A 17,585-nucleotide genomic window follows, 5' to 3' on the forward strand; every position below is an offset into this window, starting at 1 on the left:
GGCCTGTCCGGCTTGGGTGAGAACCGTCACAGATCAGCCCGGACGCCCGGTCCGCCGATCGGGCGGGTTCACCCGCCCGGGTGAGGCCGTCACACCCCCTGTTCCGCCCCCTTGACCAGGTGCCACGGGAGCGGACGCTTCTCGATCGCCGCCGCCATGATCTCGGGGAAGACGTCCGGGGTGCAGGCGAAGGCCGGGGCGCCGAGGGCGGCCAGCGCGGCCGCGTGGGCGTGGTCGTACGCCGGTGCGCCCTCGTCGGACAGCGCGAGCAGGGCGATGAACTGGACGCCGGCCGCCTTCATCGCGGCGACCCGCTTGAGCATGCCGTCCCGGATGCCGCCCTCGTAGAGGTCGCTGATCAGCACCACGACGGTCTCGGAGGGCCGGGTGATCCTCGACTGGCAGTAGGCGAGCGCACGGTTGATGTCGGTGCCGCCGCCGAGCTGGGTGGCGAACAGGACGTCCACCGGGTCGGTGAGCTGTTCGGTGAGGTCCACCACCGAGGTGTCGAAGACGACCAGCCGGGTGTCCAGGGTGCGCATCGAGGAGAGCACCGCGCCGAAGACCGCCGAGTGCACCACCGACGGCGCCATCGAGCCGGACTGGTCGACGCAGAGGATGACGTCCTTCTTCACCGCGCGCTGGGCGCGGGCGTAGCCGACCAGCCGCTCGGGGACGACGGTGCCGTGCTCGGGCAGATAGTTCTTCAGGTTGGCCCGGATCGTCCGGTCCCAGTCGATGTCCCGGTGGCGCGGCCGGTTCACCTTGGCGCTGCGGTCGAGGGCGCCGCCCAGGGTGGCCCTGGTCCGGTCCGCGAGCCGGCGCTCCAGGTCGGCGACCACCTTGCCGACCACGGCGCGGGCGGTCTCCCGGGTGGTCTCCGGCAGCGCGTGCTTGAGCGACAGCAGGGTGCCGACCAGGTGCACGTCCGGTTCGACGGCCTCCAGCATCTCCGGCTCCAGCAGCAGCCGGTCCAGGCCGAGCCGGGTGATCGCGTCCTGCTGCATCAGCTGGACGACGGTGGACGGGAAGTACGTGCGGATGTCGCCCAGCCAGCGGGCCACCTGCGGGGCCGAGCCGCCGAGCCCGGCGCTGCGGCGGCCCCCGCGGGCGGCCCGGCCGCCGTCCTGCTCGGGGGCGCTCCGGTAGAGCGCGGCCAGGGCGCCGTCCATCGCGGCGTCGCGGCCGCGCAGGGTGCAGCCGGTGCTTCCCCCGGTCTCCGGCCTGAGGTGCCCCCATGCCTCGCCGCCGAGTACCAGGCGCCAGCGGCGCAGCCGTTCGTCGGTCGTGGGCGCTGCCATCTCGTCCTCCTCCTTCAGCGGGTACCGCAGTGGTCGGGTGTCGCGGTGCTCAGGTGTCGCGGTGCTCGGCTGTCGTGGTGCTCAGGTGTTACGGCCGGTGGCCTGCCGGGGGATCCTCGGGCGGGCGCCGAGCAGCAGGGCCACCACGGGGACGGCGGCGTCGGCGCGGTCCCGGTCCAGTTCACCGGCCGTCTCGGGCTCCGCCGGGGGCGCGCCCAGCGGGCCGGCCGCGACCCGACTGCCGATGGTGGTGCGCACGCCCGCCTCCAGCCCGGCGAAGGTGCGGCGCAGCAGGGGCAGGACGCCGATGAAGACCTCGCCGCTCACCCCGGTCAGCCACTCGTCCAGCAGGGCGAGCAGCCGGGGGTCGTGCAGCAGCAGGGCGCCACCGCCAGTGAGGAAGCCCTCCACCCAACCGGCCGCGTCGGCCGGGGCGTTGGCGACGGACAGGGCCAGCCGTAGCCGGCGGCCGGCCTGCTCGGAGTCGAGCCGGCCGTCGTCGAGCAGCAGCCGGACGGCCCGGCCGCGCAGCACACCGGGGGCGCCGGTGGCCGGTCCGCCGGAGGGCTCACGAGCGGCCAGCGAGCGCAGGGTGGCGGCCCAGCGGTCGGCCAGGCCTGCCGGATCACTCGGCGCGCCCGGAACGTGTGGGCCGTCCAGGCCGTCCGCGTCCGCCGCTGCGTCGCCGGTCCCCGGCCCGGCGGAGGTGAGCAGACCGATCGCGCCGTGCACTTCGTCGATCCGGGCGCGCATCGCCGCCGCGCTCTCCGCGTCCACGCCGACGCAGGCGGGCGGCAGTCCGACGCAAATCCGCTCGGCCAGGCCCACCGCGACTCCGGCGAGCGCGCCGTGGTCGGTACCGCGCACGTCGCCGTAGCGCAGCGCGCGGACCAGCGCGGGCAGCGCGCCGGCGAGGTGGGCGACGTCGGTGTCCAGCGCCGCGCAGTCGGCGAGCACCCGCATCACGACGGGCAGCGCGCCGGACAGCCCGGCCAGCAGACAGGTCTCCACCAGGCCGGTCAGCTCGGCGAGTTCGCCGGCGGCGCGGGCGGCGCCGACCGCCTTGTTGCCGGCGGCCGCCTCGACCGTGGTGCCCCACTGGGCGGCCTCGGCGATCCGCACCGCGAACTCGGGCTGCCAGCACAACCGCCAGCTCTCCCGGAAGGTGCCGGTGGAGGCGACCGAGGAGCGGGCGGGCACGCCCCACTCGACGCCCAGCAGCCGCAGCCGGTGCAGCAGCCGGGAGCGGGCGGCGTCGGTGTCCTTGCGCAGGTCCAGGTCGAGGTCCCGGGGTGCGGCCCCGGGCTTGAGCCGCAGCGAGCGCTGCAGCCGGGCGAGGTCGCGCTGCAGCGGCACCGTCGGTGCGGCGTCCGGGACTTCGCCGAGCGCGTCGCCGACCACCAGCCGGTCCCGGACGAGCTCCAGGGCGACGTCCGAGCCCTCGCAGAGCACCGCGCGGACGGCGTCCAGGGTCTCGGTCAGCCCGGCGAGCGGGCGGCCGCGCAGCACCGCGAGGCTCTCGGCGAGCCGGACCGCCTCGATGACGTGCGCGGAGGAGACCGGGTGGTCCTCGGCGCGCAGCAGTTCGGCGGCCCGGGTGAGCCAGCGCGGCACCGGGTCGCCCGTGGTGGTGAACAGGTGGTGGTACCAGCCCGGCGACTGGACGCCCGCGCCGTAGCCGGTGGACTGGGAGAGCCGGCGGTGCGTCCACGGGATCCAGGTGATGTCCGCCCGCACCTTCTTCGGCAACTCGGCGAGCAGCGCCCGGTCGTGGGCGACGGTGGGCATCTCCGCCAGCGCGGGGACGTGGAAGGCCCCGCACACCACGGCGATCCGGTGGTGGCCGGCGCGGCGGGCGGCGCGGATCCGCTGGCGCATGTGCGCCTCGCGCAGCTGGTCCCGGCGGGACTCGCCGAGGCCCTCGGCGCGCAGCGCGCCCATCGCCTCGGCGACGGCGGCGAACGGCGCCAGCGCGTCCGCGCCGGGGGCGCGGTGCTCGATGACGTCCTCCCACCAGCGCTCCGGGTCGTCGTACCCGGCGGCTTCGGCGAGCAGGGCCAGCGGGTCGGCGGCCGGCCCGGCAGCGGCGGTACCTTCGCTGCCATCGGCTGCGGTGAGCGGCTCGAAGCCGTACCCGGCGGGCAGGTCGATGAAGTGCACCGGCAGGTCGTGCTCGACGCCGTGGCGGATCGCCACCCACTCCGGGGAGAACTCGGCGTACGGCCAGAAGGCGGCCCGGGCCGGGTCGTCCACGGCGTGGGCGAGCAGGGCGACCGGCGGGACGAGGTCCTTCCCGGCGGCGAGGTGGACGATGCCCTCGGCCTCCGGCGGACCCTCGATCAGCACCGCGTCCGGCTGCCACTGCGTCAGCGCGGCGGCCACCGCCCGGGCCGAGCCGGGTCCGTGGTGCCGGATCCCCAGCAAGGCGACTTCGGTCATGCCGTCACCTCGCGGGCGGCGCGGTAGAAGTCCTTCCAGCCGTCGCGCTCGCGCACCACCCCTTCGACGTACTCGCGCCACACCGCCCGGTCGGCGACCGGGTCGCGAACGACGGCGCCGAGGATGCCGGCCGTCACGTCCCCGGCGCGCAGCACGCCGTCGCCGAAGTGGGAGGCCAGGGCCAGGCCGTTGGTCACCACCGAGATCGCCTCGGCGGTGGAGAGGGTGCCGCTCGGGGTCTTGACCTTCGTCCGGCCGTCCACCGTGACGCCGGCCCGCAGCTCGCGGAAGACGGTGACCACCCGCCTGATCTCCTCGGCGCCGCCCGGCAGTTCGGGCAGTTCCAGGGAGCGGCCGAGCTGGTTGACCCGCCGGGTGACGATGTCGACCTCCTCCTCCAGCGAGCCGGGCAGCGGCAGCACGACGGTGTTGAAGCGGCGGCGCAGCGCGCTGGACAGCTCGTTGACGCCGCGGTCCCGGTCGTTGGCGGTGGCGATCACGTTGAAGCCGCGCACGGCCTGGGTCTCGGTGCCCAGTTCCGGTATCGGCAGCGTCTTCTCGGACAGGATGGTGATCAGACTGTCCTGCACGTCGGCGGGGATGCGGGTCAGCTCCTCGACCCGGGCGATCCGGCCGTCGGCCATCGCCCGCATCAGCGGCGAGGGCACCAGGGCCTCCCGGCTGGGGCCGCGGGTGAGCAGCTGGGCGTAGTTCCAGCCGTACCGGACGGCCTCCTCGGGGGTGCCGGCGGTGCCCTGCACCAGCAGGGTGGAGTCGCCGCTGATCGCCGCGGCCAGGTGCTCGGACACCCAGGTCTTGGCGGTGCCGGGCACGCCGAGCAGCAGGAGTGCGCGGTCCGTCGCCAGGGTGGTCACGGCGACCTCCACCACCCGCCGCGGGCCGATGTACTTGGGGGTGATCGTGGTGCCGTCGGGCAGGTCGCCGCCGAGCAGGTAGGTCGCCACGGCCCACGGCGAGAGCTTCCAGCGCTCGGGGCGCGGACGGTCGTCCTGCGCGGCCAGGGCGGCCAGTTCGCCGGCGAAGGCGTCCTCGGCGTGCTGCCGCAGAACGTCGGTCATGAGGGCTCCTTCGGGTCGGCCGCCGGGCACACGGGTGGCCCGGCGGCAGGGTGATCGGGGGGAGCCAGGTCGGCGTCCCGGCCTGTGGGAACCAACCCTGCAACGCGCCACTGACAACGGCGGCCGGCGGCGGACGACGGCTGACGGCGAGGAGCCGGGCGCCGGGTGCGCTCAGCGGACGGTCAGTCAGCCGCTGTCAGTGCCGCCGCCTACCGTCGGTCGCATGGAGGAACGCTGGAGCACCGAACACGTCCTGTCCCTGGCACCTGACGCCGCGTCGCGGAAGGCCGCGGGCAAGCTCTCCTCGCCCGCGCCCTGGTCCGGGACGGGCACTGACGGCGCCTCGCTCTGGGGCGAGTGCCGGGGCAGCGGCCGGACGCCGTACCGCACGGTGGTCGAACTCGCCACGCCCGCCTACCAGTGCAGCTGCCCCAGCCGGAAGTTCCCGTGCAAGCACGCGCTCGGGCTCCTCCTGCTGTGGAGCGCCGCCGCCGAGGCCGTCCCGGCCGGCGAGCCCGCCGAGTGGGCGGCCGACTGGCTCAAGGCGCGGCAGGAGCGCGCCGCGAAGCGCGCGGCACCGCCGTCGCCCCCGGCGGATCCGGAGGCCGCCCGCCGTCGGTCCGAGCGGCGCGGCGCCCGGGTCGCGGCCGGCGCGGCCGAGCTGCGGCTGCGCCTGGCCGACCGGATCCGGCACGGCCTGGCCGACCAGTCCACCGCCGGGCCCTGGGAGGAGGTCGCCGCCCGGATGGTCGACGCCCAGGCCCCCGGACTGGCCACCCGCATACGGGAGCTGGACACCCTGCCGGAGGAACGGATGCTCGAGGAGTACGCGATGCTGCACCTGCTCGCGACCGCCGCCACCCGGGTCGACGAACTGCCGCCCGAGCTGGCCGCCACCGTCCGCACCCGGGTCGGCTACACCCTGGACGCCGCCGAGGTGCTGGCCGGGCCCACCGTCCGGGACCGCTGGCTGGTGCTCGGCAGCCGGGACACCGCGGACGAGCGGCTCACCACCCGCCGGGTGTGGCTGCGCGGCGCCAAGACCGGCCGCCACGCCCTGCTGCTCGCCTTCGGCCGCCCCGGCCAGGCCCCCGACCTCGCCCTGCGCACCGGCCACCTGCTGGAGGCCGAGCTGGCCTACCACCCCGGTGCCCGCCCGCTGCGCGCCGCACTCGGCACCCGCTACGGCGCCCCGGAGCCCGGCCCGGCCGCGGCGCCCGCCGGGCTCACCGTCGCCGAGGCGGTGGCCGGGTACGGCACCGCGGTGGCCGACGACCCGTGGCTGGACAGCTGGCCGACCGTGCTCACCGGAGTCGTCCCGGTCCGCGCACCGGAGGGCTGGCACCTGACGGACGGCCACCACACCGTCCCGGTCCGCGCCTCGGCCGTCCCGGAGGCGGCGCTGTGGCGGCTGGCCGCGGTCTCCACCGGCCGCCCGCTGACCGTCTTCGGCGAGTACGGCCACCAGGGCTTCGCCCCGGTCACGGCCTGGCCCGCCGACCACCGCCCGGTCGGACTCACCAACCCGTAGGAGGACGGAGCATGACGATCACCCAGGACCCGTGGGCGACCCTGCGGACCAGCGCCCTGCTCGGCACCGACCGCCGCCCCGTCCCGGCCACCGCCCTGCCGTTCGCCGAGGCCGTGGACCCGGACGACCCGGCCACTGCGCTGCTGGAGCTGGCCGCGCTGGCGACCGTCCGCCGTCGGGCCGGGGCGCTGCCCGTACCGGCCGTCGAACCGCCCGGCCCGCCCGCACCCCGCGACACCCGTCCCGAGCTGCCCGAGGCCGCCGCCCGTCGACTGGCCGTGCTGCTCGCCGGACGCTCCGGCGGCAGCGGCGGCGCTCTGGCCGATCCGGCCCGTCCGGCCAGTGCGGCCGGTTCTGCCGGCCTGGCCAACCTTGCCGAACTGCTGCCGCAATGGCTCGCCACCGCCCGCGCCCGGGGCCTGCACCCACCCGCCGCACTGATACCCGGCCTGCTCGACGCCGCCCGCGCGCGCAGCGAACTGCGCCCCGACGCCGTCGCATTGGCCGGCCCGCTGGGCCGCTGGCTGGCCGAGCAGAACCCCGACTGGCGGTTCGTGCTGCGCACCGCCCCGCCCGAGCCGGCCCAGCAACCGGGCGAGCCCAGCGACCACCGGCTGTGGCACGAGGGCCTGTTCGCCGAGCGGGTCACCCACCTCACCCTGCTGCGCCGCAGCGATCCGGCCGCCGGGCTGGAGCTGCTGCGCAGCACCTGGTCCACCGAGCGCGCCGAGGACCGGCTGCTCTTCCTGGACGCCCTGCAGGACGGCCTCTCCCCCGCCGACGAACCGTTCCTGGAGGCCGCCCTCGGCGACCGCAGCAAGAACGTCCGGGCCACCGCCGCCGAGCTGCTGTCCACCCTGCCCGGCTCCGCGCTCGCGCTGCGGATGGCCGAGCGGGCGCTGGCCGCCGTCCGCCTCGCGGAGAACGGCACCCATCTGCTGGTCACCCCGCCCGCCGAATGCGACGAGCGGATGCAGCGCGACGGCATCGCGCCCACCTCGCCCACCGGCCGCGGCGAACGGGCCTGGTGGTTCGGCGAGGTGGTGGCCGCCGCCCCGCTCGCGATCTGGTCGCGGAGCACCGGCCTGACGCCCGGGCAGCTGCTCGCGCTGCGGGTCGGCGACAGCGTGGACGAGACCAGCAGCAGTTGGGCCGACGACCTGCGCGAGGCCTGGGCTCGCGCCGCCGTCCGCCAGCAGGATGCCGAGTGGGCCCGGGCGCTGCTCGGCCCCGCGCCCGTACCGCCGGCCCGCGGCGCCGGACGGGGCCGGACCCAGCGGGTCACCGGGGCGCCGGCCAAACTGCTGGCCGTCCTGCCGCCCGAGGAGCGGGCCGCCTGGACGGCCGCCTTCATCGAGGTGCACGGCTTGGGCGAGGCCTTCCAACTCCTCGGCGCCTGCGCCACCCCGTGGTCACCGCCGCTGTCCACCGCGGTGGTGACGGCGCTGGCCCGCGCCGCCGCCTCCGGCGCCTACCCGTGGAGCCACAGCGGGGTGCTCGGAATGACGGAACGCGCGCTCGCCCCGGAGACGGCCGCCGCGGTGGACGAGCTGGCCGCCGGGGCCGCCCCCGACTCCGCCTGGTCGGAGACCTTCGCCCGGCTGGCCGGGACCCTGCGCTTCCGGGCGGCGATGCTGGACGAGCTGACGGCCGGACCGGCGTCGTGAACGGCGGAGCGGGCCGGTCCGCACCCGGACCGGCCCGCTCGTCGCGCCGAAGCGCGGTTGCTCGTCGCGCCGAAGCTCAGCCGGCGGCGCGCAGGTTGGCCTCGACCCAGGCCACCACGTCCCGGGTGGGCGTGCCCGGAGTGAAGATGTCCGCGACGCCCATCGCCTTGAGCTCCGCGATGTCCTCGTCCGGGATGATGCCGCCACAGAAGACCTTGATGTCCTCCGCGTCGCGCTCCTTCAACAGCTCCAGCACCCGCGCGCACAGCGTCATGTGGGCGCCGGAGAGGATCGACAGCCCGATGCCGTCCGCGTCCTCCTGGATCGCGGTGTCGACCACCTGCTCGGGCGTCTGGTGCAGCCCGGTGTAGATGACCTCCATGCCGGCGTCGCGCAGGGCGCGCGCGATGACCTTGGCGCCCCGGTCGTGACCGTCGAGCCCCGGCTTGGCGACCACCACACGGATCGGCCCCGACACACTCATCACTGCCTCCTGGACCTCGTCGTCCACTATCCGACCGGACCTTGTGGGCCCACGGGCGCGGTTAACGCGGTTAACGCTCGATAACCAACCAACCTGAGGGGAGATTAGCGCCACCCGGCCCGGTTGGCCGCGCCGCCTCCCAAGAGGAGGGCAAAGTCACAGCCCCAGGCCTTGCTACCAGTGGGTATACCGGTCCCGGGCCCCTTCGTACAGACGTGCGCGGGCGAGCCCCCCGGCCGACCCCTTGACATCCGGAGGTTTTTCCGGGGCGTCGGCCTTGCGGCTACAGTCACGGCTGATCACCCCGTGCCCGATGACGTGCCCGAGGCCCACCGAGGAGGCAGCCCCTGATGGCTCCCGACGCAGCCGCCCGCCCGACCCGTGCGGAGCTGCGCCTCGCCGCCCGCGAGCAGTCCCGCGCCCAGCGTCGCGGCGCCGCCAGGGCGGCCACCCGGGCCGCGCTGTTCCGGGTCGCGGTCCCCTCGGTCGCCGCGCTCGGGGTCGCCGGGGCGGCGGCCGTCACGGTGGTGCAGGACCAGGCCGGCCAGGCGCCGCCGCAGGCGGCGGCAGCCGACGCCACGGACGCCACGGCCGCCCGGCAGACGGCCCGACAGGCCGTGGACTCCACCGGCCAGGCCCAGGCCTCGCGCGGCGACGCCCGCCAGCCGCTGGCCGGCGCCCAGCCCGGAGACGGACGGCCCACCGACGCCCCGACGGCCCAACCGACCGCCGAACCGGCCAAGCCCAAGGTGGTCATGCCCGTCGCGCAACACGGCCTCGGCGAGTTGTTCGGCGCGGCCGGCACCCACTGGGCCCGGCGGCACACCGGCATCGACTTCCCGGTGGACGGCGGCTCCGAGGTCTACGCCGTCTCCGACGGCACGGTCCGCACCCAGTGGAATCCGTTCTACGGCTACATGTCGATCCTGAAGATGAGCGACGGCACCGAGGCCTGGTTCTGCCACCTGCGCGCCTACAAGGTGCGCAAAGGCCCGGTGAAGCAGGGCGACGTGATCGCCTTCGTCGGCAGCAGCGGCAACAGCACCGGGCCGCACCTGCACTTCGAGGTCCGGCCGCAGGCCGGCGCACCGGTCGACCCGCTGCCCTGGTTCCTCGCGAACGGGCTCGACCCGCGCTGAACCCCGGGCGCGGGACATCCCTCGCCCGGGGCGGCCCCGCTACAGCTTCTCCACCGGCGCGTAGCGCAGCAGCAGCTGCTTGCGCCCCTCCGAGCCGAAGTCGACCGTGGCCTGTGCCCGGTCGCCGACGCCGGTGACACCCACCACGGTGCCCAGCCCGAAGGTGTCGTGGGTGACCCTGTCCCCGACCGCGAGCGAGACGACATCGCGCTCGACGACCTTGCCGGAGCGGCGCGCCGACTGGCCCCAGCCCGCCTTCGGCGAGGCGGCCGCCGACGAGGATCCGCCGGAGCGCGACCCGCCCGACGAGGACTTGCCCCAGGAGAAGCCGCGGCCGGCCGGCGCCTGCGCCGCGCCCGTCCGCTTCCACTCGACCAGCGTGTCCGGGATCTCCTCCAGGAACCGCGAGGCCGGGTTGTAGGCCGGCTGCCCCCACGCGCTGCGCAGCACCGAACGGGTCAGGTAGAGCCGCTCCCGCGCCCGGGTGAGCCCCACGTACGCGAGCCGGCGTTCCTCCTCCAGCTCCTTGACCTGGTTGAGCGCCCGCATGTGCGGGAAGATCCCGTCCTCCATGCCGGTCAGGAAGACGACGGGGAACTCCAGGCCCTTGGCGGTGTGCAGGGTCATCATCGTGATGACGCCCTGCCCCTCCTCGTCCTCGTCGGGGATCTGGTCCGAGTCGGCGACCAGGGCGACCCGCTCCAGGAAGTCGGCCAGCGAGCCGACCGGCGGCGCGCCCTCCTCCCCGGCGTCCGGTCGCTCGCCCGGGTCCTGCTCGTACTCCAGGGCGACGGAGGCGAGCTCCTGAAGGTTCTCCACCCGGGTCTCGTCCTGGGGGTCGGTGGAGGCCTGGAGCTCGGCCAGGTAGCCGGTCTCCTCCAGGACGGCCTCCAGCACCGCCGCCGGGCCCGCGCCCGACTCGACGACCTGGCGCAGCCCGGCCATCAGGGTGTTGAACTTCTTGACCGCGTTGGCCGAGCGCGCGGCCATCCCGTACGCCTCGTCCACCCGCACCAGCGCCTGGGCGAAGGAGATCCGCTCCCGCGCGGCCAGCGCGTCGATCATCGCCTCGGCCCGCTCGCCGATGCCGCGCTTGGGCACGTTGAGGATCCGGCGCAGCGGCACGGTGTCCTCCGGGTTGGAGAGCACCCGCAGGTACGCCAGGACGTCCCGGACCTCCTTGCGCTCGTAGAAGCGCACCCCGCCGACCACCTTGTACGGCAGGCCGACCCGGATGAACACCTCCTCGAACACCCGGGACTGGGCGTTGGTGCGGTAGAAGATCGCGACGTCGCCGGGCTTGGCCTCGCCCTTGTCGGTGAGCCGGTCGATCTCGTCGGCGATGAACTGGGCCTCGCCGTGCTCGTCGTCGGCGACGTAGCCGATCACCTTCTCGCCGTGGTCGCCGGCCGTCCAGAGCTTCTTCTCGCGCCGGTTGGCGTTGCGCTCGATGACGGCGTTGGCGGCGCTCAGGATCGTCTGGGTGGAGCGGTAGTTCTGCTCCAGCAGGATCGTGGTCGCGTTGGGGTAGTCCTCCTCGAACTGGAGGATGTTGCGGATGGTCGCGCCGCGGAAGGCGTAGATCGACTGGTCGGCGTCACCGACCACGCACAGCTCGGCCGGGGGCACCTCGGCGAGCCGGCCGGCGGCGGGGTTCACGAAGTCGCCGTCGGCGGTGCGCTTGGGCGCGGCCGCGACGGATCCCCCGCTGAGCTCGCGCACCAGCATGTACTGGGCGTGGTTGGTGTCCTGGTACTCGTCGACCAGGATGTGCCGGAACCGGCGGCGGTAGTGCTCGGCGACGTCGGGGAAGGCCTGCAGCAGGTTCACCGTCGTCATGATGATGTCGTCGAAGTCCAGCGCGTTGGCCTCGCGCAGCCGCCGCTGGTAGAGCGCGTACGCCTCGGCGAGCTTCTTCTCCATCGGGTTGGCGGCCTGGTCGGCGAAGGCCTCCTCGTCGATCAGCTCGTTCTTGAGGTTGCTGATCTTCGCCGTGAAGGACTTCGGCGGGAACTGCTTCGGGTCCAGGTCGAGGTCGCGGCAGACCAGCGACATCAGCCGCTGCGAGTCGGCCGAGTCGTAGATCGAGAAGCTGGAGGTGAAGCCCAGCTGCTTGGACTCGCGGCGCAGGATCCGCACGCAGGCGCTGTGGAAGGTGGACACCCACATCGCCCGGGCCCGCGGGCCGACCAGCGCCTCGACGCGCTCGCGCATCTCGCCGGCCGCCTTGTTGGTGAAGGTGATCGCCAGGATCTCCCCCGGCTGCACGCCGCGGGCGCCCAGCAGGTACGCGATCCGGTGGGTCAGCACCCGGGTCTTGCCGGAGCCGGCGCCGGCCACGATCAGCAGCGGCGAGCCCGCGTGCAGCACCGCCTCGCGCTGCGGGTCGTTCATCCCCTCCAGCAGCTGCGCCGGGGTCACCACCGTCCGGGCGGCGCCGTTGCGGTACCAGGCGTCCCGCTCGGCCTCGGCGGCGCTCCCCGGCTCCTTGAAGGCGGTGGTCCGGAACAGCCCCTCCGGGATGGCCTCCTCGTACGCGTCGTACGGCACGTCGTCCTCGTACGGCGGGGGCTCCTCGTCGAGGGGGGCGGCGGGCTGCTTCGACCCGGCGGCGGGTGCCTCGAAACCGGGGAGCGGGAGGTCGTCAAAGAGGCTACTCATGGCACTGACGAGTCTATGGCCACCCACGGACAAGCCCGCCCGGTCCGCGGAATCCGGCCGGACGGGCTTGCCCCGACGCTCGGGGCGGGCTCAGACCAGGCGGCGCGCGGTGGCCCAGCGGGTGAGCTCGTGGCGGTTGCTGAGCTGAAGTTTGCGCAGGACGGCGGAGACGTGGCTCTCGACGGTCTTCACCGAGATGAAGAGCTGCTTGGCGATCTCCTTGTAGGCGTAGCCGCGGGCGATCAGCCGCAGCACCTCGCGCTCGCGCTGGGTGAGGCGGTCGAGGTCCTCGTCCACCGGCGGGGTGTCGGTGGCGGCGAAGGCGTCCAGGACGAAGCCGGCCAGCCGGGGCGAGAAGACGGCGTCGCCGTCGGCGATCCGGAAGATCGCGTCGACCAGGTCGGTGCCGGTGATGGTCTTGGTGACGTAGCCGCGGGCCCCGCCCCGGATGACGCCGATGACGTCCTCGGCGGCGTCCGAGACGGACAGCGCCAGGAACTTGACCCCGCCCTGCTCGCCCATCAGCGCGGCCGAGCGGCGCAGCACCTCGACGCCGCCGCCGCCGGGCAGGTGGACGTCGAGCAGCACCACGTCCGGCCTGGTCTCGGCGACCACGCGCACCGCCGAGTCGACGTCGTCGGCCTCGCCGACCACGTCGATGCCGGTCACCTCGGTGCGGCCGATCTCGGCCCTGACCCCCGTCCGGAACATCCGGTGGTCGTCCACCAGGACGACCCTGGCCGTGCGCCCCCCGCCTTCGGTCGGGGGAACCCCGATCGGCGCTGCCTCAGTCATTCGTTCTCTCCATCTCCAGCTCGACCTCGGTACCGCCGCCCGCCGCGGGCCGCACCCTGGCGGTGCCGCCGTTGCGCTTCATCCGGCCGATGATCGACTCCCGTACGCCCATCCGGTCCTCGGGCACCGTGTCGGGGTCGAAGCCGGGGCCGTGGTCGCGGACGAACACCGACACCGTCCTCCCCTCCACCTCGGCGTAGACCTGGACCGGTCCCCCGCCACCGTACTTGGCCGCGTTGACGGTCGCCTCCCTCGCGGCCTGCATCTGTGCCGCGATCCGGTCGTCCATCGGGCAGTCGCCGACGATGACCAGCTCGACGGGGACGCCGTGCCGGTCCTCGACCTCGGCGACGGCGGCGCGCAGGGTCTCCGCCATGGTGTCCGGCGCGGCCTCGGCCGCGGCCTCCGGGCGGTACAGCCACAGCCGCAGCTCGCGCTCCTGGGAGCGGGCCAGCCGCAGCACCTCCTTGGGGTCCTCGGCCCGGCGCTGGATCAGGGTCAGGGTGTGCAGCACCGAGTCGTGGATGTGCGCGGCGATCTCGGCGCGCTCCTGGGCGCGGATGCGGGCGGTGCGCTCGGCGCCGAGGTCCTGCCACAGCCGCAGGCCGTACGGGCCGAGCAGGACCAGCACCCCGGCGAGCACCGCGAGCGAGGCCTCGATCACCGAGCCGAGCGGGGAGCCGCTGCCCTGCATGGCGAGCAGCGCGATGGTGCCGGCCACGGCGAGCAGCACGCCGGCGCCGACCCGGGTGTAGGCGCCGCGGCGCTTCTCGCCCTCCTCGATGCCGAACCAGCGCTGCCAGCGCGAGTCGTCGGCCTGCCGCCACACCAGGGCGACGCCCACGCCGATCGCCAGCAGCGGCCAGGTGTACGGCTTGGCGGTCTGCCAGCCGAGCACGTTCAGCAGGGCGATCAGCCCGATCACGACCATGACCAGGGCGGCGAGCTGGCCGAGGCCGCCCTGCCCGCTCTTCGCGGCGGGCGGCGCGGTCACCCCGGCGGCCGCGGCGGCCTCAGCGGTCCCGGCGGCCTCGCCCGTGCCGACCGGAGCCGCGACCGGCTCGCCCTGCAGGGCGTGCTGGAGCAGCTCGCGCAGCCGTCCGACCCAGCCGCGGCCGGGCTTGGACAGCCGGGTGCCCGGCCGCAGCCAGGGCGAGGTCGGGATGTAGACGCCGTTGACGTTCACCCAGTGCGTGCCGCCGCGCTGCGAGGGCTCGCCGATGCCGATCGGCACCACGAACCAGAACGCGGCGTACAGCAGCGCGCCGATGCCCTGCGCGAAGAACAGCAGGACGAAGGCGAGCCGCACCCAGCGGACCGGTAGCCCGAGGTGCACCGCCAGGCCGTGCGCGACGCCGCCCAGCATCCGCCCCTGCGGGCTGCGGTAGAGCCGGCGGTACGGCGGACGCCCGCCGTCGGGCGCGGTCGGGTCGCCGCCGCCCGGCGCCGCGGCGTCGGGAGCGAGGGGTCGGGGATCGGTACCGGGTGCTGCCACGCCACCGATGGTTCCACGCGCGGCCGCCCGGGCGCATCAGGGTGTGTCCCCAGCCGGTATCAGGGAGAAGTCAGGGTACGGGCAGGGCCGGGCCCGGTTGGGCCGGACCGGACCGTGCCGGAAGGATGGTGCCCATGACCGAGGACCACCGCATCGAGGAGGCCGGGCCCGCCGCCCCGCCGGAACCGGAACGCCCCCCGCTGACCCGGGCCGAGCACCACCGCGTGGTGGCCGGCGTGTGCGGCGGCCTCGGGCGGCACCTGGACATCGACCCGGTGGTCTTCCGGGTGGTCACCGTGGTGCTCTGCCTCTCCGGCGGCCTCGGACTGTTCCTGTACGGCCTGGCCTGGCTGATCGTCCCCACCGAGGGCGCCGCCGACGGCAAGGGCCGGGGCGCGCGGACCGAGCTCCAGCGGGTGCTGACCGGCCGGGTCGACGGCCAGTCGGTCGGGGCGGTGCTGCTGACCGTGATCGGCACCGGGGTGTTCTTCTCCTCGATGGGCGACGGCGACCAGCTGTTCCCGCTGCTGCTGCTCGGCGGCCTGGTCTTCCTGGCGGTGCGCTACGACCCGGACCGCCGCCGCGGCCGGATCCGCGGGCGTCGGCGCGGCGGACCGTACGACCGCCACTTCCCCGAGGCCGAGGGCCACTCTTGGCCGCGCCCCGCGCCGGACGGGTCGGCCCGGGCCCGGCACGCCGCCGAGCAGGCGGCCGGGACGGTCCCGGCGGACTCCCCCGCCCCCGGCCCGAGCGGCTACCTGTGGGATCCGCGCCACCCCGAGCGCAACCCGTACGGCGCCACCGCCCCGGTGCCCTCGGCCACGCCCGCCCGGGGGGCCCGGCCGGAGGCCGGAGGGGGCGCGAAGCTGCCGCCGCCCGGCAGCCCGGCCCAGCCGTGGTGGCAGCGCCCCGACCTGCCGGAGGGGGACCCGCTGCGCAAGGGGCGTCCGGACGGCTGCCGCGAACCGGCCGTCGTCCGGCACCCCAGGGAGCGCTCGGCACTGGGCTTCTTCGGCTTCCTGCTGGCCGTCGGCGCGGCGACGGCGGTCTGGTCCGCCTCGGTCGGCCACACCGAGGTCACCAAGCTGAGCACCGTCGTCCTGGCCACCGGGCTGCTGGTGATCGGCCTGACCCTGCTGCTGGCGGCGAAGTTCGGCAAGGCCCGCAAGCTCGCGGTGCTGGGCCTGCTGGCCACCCTGGCGCTGGCCTTCGTCGGGCGCACACCGCACTCCGTGCAGGACGCCATCGGCGACCGCTCGTGGACGGTCGCCTCGGCGGCCGACCTGAAGGACCGCTACAACCTGGGCGCCGGTGACATCCGGCTGGACCTGGCCGGGCTCGACCCCGCAGGGGGCGCCCTCGCCACCAAGGTCGACCTCGGCGCCGGCCAGCTGACCGTCACCCTGCCGCCGGACGTCACGGTGAACCTGGTGGCCCGGGTCGGCCTCGGCAGCATCAACGTCCCCGGTGACCACGACAAGGGCACCGGGCGGCACACCTACGTGCTCAACCCACCGGTCGGCCATGCCTCCAAGGGCACTCTCGACCTCCAACTCGGCATCGGCGTCGGCGACATCAAGGTGGTCCAGCAGTGAGGAAGCACCGGCTCGACCTGTTCTCGTTGATCGCGGGCGGCCTGTTCACCGTGATCGCCCTGCTGTACCTGGTGGCGGCGCTCAACGACCGGTCGGTGAACGGGCGGGTCGTCGTCCCGGTCGCCTTCATCGTGCTGGGCGTCGGCGGTCTGGCCGGCGCCGTGGCCGCGGTCGCCCGGCGCAACCGGCCCGACGGCGACGGCTGAAGCCGTACTCAGCTCTGCAGCGGGCCCAGGGTCAGCTTGTCGCCGTCCTTGCGGACGGCGTACTTGGGCAGCGGCTTGACCGCCGGCCCGTTGACCACCGCACCGGTCGCGGCGTCGAACCGGGAGCCGTGGCACGGGCAGTACAGCTGGCCGTTCTTCGGCGCGTCCACCGCGCAGCCGGCGTGGGTGCACACCGAGGAGAAGGCGCAGTACTGGCCCGCCTTGGGCTGCGTGATGTAGACGGCGTCCCCGGTCGCCGGGTCCTTGACCTGCGCCGAGCCGCCGACCGGCACGCTCGCCGCGGGCACCGAGGGGGCGGGCCCCGTCGCGGCGGGGGCCGGGGCGGCGGACTGCTTGGGGGCGGCCTGCCCGTCCCGGCCGAAGGTCCGGGTGAGCGAGCCGGTCAGCAGGCCGGCGCCGCCGATGGCGACCGCCGCGATCCCGCCGTCCACCAGCGCCCGGCGCTTGACGTGGTCCTCGGCCAGCCCGCGTGCCCGGTCCCGGCGGGCCCGCCGGGACAGGTAGCCGTCCACCGACAGGTACGGCGTGCCGGCCAGCACCAGCGGTGTCCAGGCCATCAGGTAGGCGAGGTCGTTGCCGAGGTAGTACGGGGAGACGCTCCAGCTGACGGTCAGCCAGAGGCTCAGGTTGATCAGCGCGCCGCCGAGCGCCGCGACCCGGCCCCAGAGGCCGAGCAGGGTGCCGAGGCCGACCGCCAACTCACCGAAGGCGATCACGAGGGCGGACAGGGTGGGCGCGTCGAGGGCCGGGCCGAGCAGGAAGGAGATCGGGCTGCCGCCGGCCCGGGCCGCCCGGGTCTGGGAGAGGAAGGAGGCCGGATCGCCCGCGCCGGCCAGGAAGTGGGCGTCGGAGAGCTTGTCCAGGGCCGCGTACACGAAGGTGAGGCCGAGGAAGACCCGCAGGGGCAGCAGCGCGTACGTGGACGCGAGCGCCCGCCGCTGGGCCGCCCGATCGGCCCGGCCGGACGCGTCCCCGTCGATCACCACGGAGTTGCTGGCCTCCGACATCCCGCACACCTTCCTTCACGGCCTGCCACTCCCTGACAGGTCCGGTCCGCATTCTGCCCGCTCCTGCTCACTTTCGGTGGGACCTCCCACCCGGGGCAGCGAGAGGTCCCACCCCGGGAGCAAGACCTCCCGACCCGGAGGAACGAACGGCCGCGCCGCCGCTCC

13 protein-coding genes and 1 pseudogene are annotated in these 17,585 nt (G+C 75.1%); 5 read left to right on the forward strand and 9 right to left on the reverse strand.

The window, feature by feature from the left end:
• Positions 1-89: 89 nt before the first annotated feature.
• From ACZ4WV_RS03550 to ACZ4WV_RS03560, 3 genes are all read right to left on the reverse strand, one after another.
• Entirely contained in the window at positions 90-1,301 is a 1,212-nt protein-coding gene (locus ACZ4WV_RS03550) for a VWA domain-containing protein (protein WP_465742370.1), read from the reverse strand.
• Positions 1,302-1,382: 81 nt separating this feature from the next.
• Complete coding sequence (locus ACZ4WV_RS03555) at positions 1,383-3,740, reverse strand: DUF5682 family protein (RefSeq protein WP_465742372.1); 2,358 nt, start codon at positions 3,738-3,740, stop codon at positions 1,383-1,385.
• On the reverse strand, positions 3,737-4,819 hold the full coding sequence (locus ACZ4WV_RS03560; RefSeq protein WP_465742374.1) for an ATP-binding protein: 1,083 nt from the start codon (positions 4,817-4,819) through the stop codon (positions 3,737-3,739). Before ACZ4WV_RS03560 ends, ACZ4WV_RS03555 begins: the two co-directional genes overlap by 4 nt.
• A 223-nt stretch (positions 4,820-5,042) precedes the next feature.
• Here ACZ4WV_RS03560 and ACZ4WV_RS03565 point away from each other — a divergent pair, with 223 nt between their 5' ends.
• Together ACZ4WV_RS03565 and ACZ4WV_RS03570 are read left to right on the forward strand one after the other, a co-directional pair.
• Positions 5,043-6,350 (forward strand): SWIM zinc finger family protein, encoded by a 1,308-nt coding sequence (locus ACZ4WV_RS03565; protein ID WP_465742376.1) that lies wholly within the window; start codon positions 5,043-5,045, stop codon positions 6,348-6,350.
• A gap of 11 nt (positions 6,351-6,361) precedes the next feature.
• Positions 6,362-8,017: a DUF5691 domain-containing protein gene (locus tag ACZ4WV_RS03570; protein WP_465742378.1), complete on the forward strand. Its 1,656-nt coding sequence runs from the start codon at positions 6,362-6,364 to the stop codon at positions 8,015-8,017.
• Positions 8,018-8,093: 76 nt separating this feature from the next.
• Here ACZ4WV_RS03570 and ACZ4WV_RS03575 read toward each other — a convergent pair whose 3' ends face one another.
• Complete coding sequence (locus tag ACZ4WV_RS03575) at positions 8,094-8,501, reverse strand: cobalamin B12-binding domain-containing protein (RefSeq protein ID WP_350503520.1); 408 nt, start codon at positions 8,499-8,501, stop codon at positions 8,094-8,096.
• A 350-nt stretch (positions 8,502-8,851) separates the two neighbouring features.
• On the opposite strand from ACZ4WV_RS03575, the gene ACZ4WV_RS03580 reads away from it, so the two are divergent.
• Positions 8,852-9,640 carry a M23 family metallopeptidase gene (locus ACZ4WV_RS03580; RefSeq protein WP_465742380.1) on the forward strand — a complete coding sequence of 263 codons (789 nt, stop codon included), beginning with the start codon at positions 8,852-8,854 and terminating at the stop codon, positions 9,638-9,640.
• 39 nt (positions 9,641-9,679) lie between these two features.
• Here the strand turns inward: ACZ4WV_RS03580 and pcrA are convergent, their stop codons facing one another.
• From pcrA to ACZ4WV_RS03595, 3 genes are all read right to left on the reverse strand, one after another.
• Positions 9,680-12,301: a DNA helicase PcrA gene (pcrA, locus tag ACZ4WV_RS03585; RefSeq protein ID WP_465742382.1), complete on the reverse strand. Its 2,622-nt coding sequence runs from the start codon at positions 12,299-12,301 to the stop codon at positions 9,680-9,682.
• A gap of 90 nt (positions 12,302-12,391) precedes the next feature.
• Positions 12,392-13,096, reverse strand: a complete 705-nt coding sequence (locus ACZ4WV_RS03590; protein ID WP_465742384.1) for a LuxR C-terminal-related transcriptional regulator — start codon at positions 13,094-13,096, stop codon at positions 12,392-12,394.
• A complete protein-coding gene (locus ACZ4WV_RS03595) occupies positions 13,089-14,462 on the reverse strand; it encodes an ATP-binding protein (RefSeq protein WP_465742673.1) in 1,374 nt (457 codons plus the stop codon). The genes ACZ4WV_RS03590 and ACZ4WV_RS03595 overlap by 8 nt, the downstream gene beginning before the upstream one ends.
• 263 nt (positions 14,463-14,725) lie before the next feature.
• Here ACZ4WV_RS03595 and ACZ4WV_RS03600 point away from each other — a divergent pair, with 263 nt between their 5' ends.
• Positions 14,726-16,186, forward strand: a complete 1,461-nt coding sequence (locus ACZ4WV_RS03600; RefSeq protein ID WP_465742386.1) for a PspC domain-containing protein — start codon at positions 14,726-14,728, stop codon at positions 16,184-16,186.
• Positions 16,183-16,392, forward strand: a complete 210-nt coding sequence (locus ACZ4WV_RS03605; protein ID WP_465742388.1) for a hypothetical protein — start codon at positions 16,183-16,185, stop codon at positions 16,390-16,392. Before ACZ4WV_RS03600 ends, ACZ4WV_RS03605 begins: the two co-directional genes overlap by 4 nt.
• Positions 16,393-16,400: 8 nt before the next feature.
• On the opposite strand, the gene ACZ4WV_RS03610 is transcribed toward ACZ4WV_RS03605, so the two are convergent.
• Entirely contained in the window at positions 16,401-16,844 is a 444-nt protein-coding gene (locus tag ACZ4WV_RS03610; protein WP_465742675.1) for a QcrA and Rieske domain-containing protein, read from the reverse strand.
• 48 nt (positions 16,845-16,892) lie between these two features.
• Positions 16,893-17,420: pseudogene (locus tag ACZ4WV_RS03615) on the reverse strand (DoxX family membrane protein); the annotation flags it as partial.
• Positions 17,421-17,585 lie beyond the last annotated feature (165 nt).

The sequence above is a fragment of the Kitasatospora sp. NPDC029312 genome (assembly GCF_055569215.1).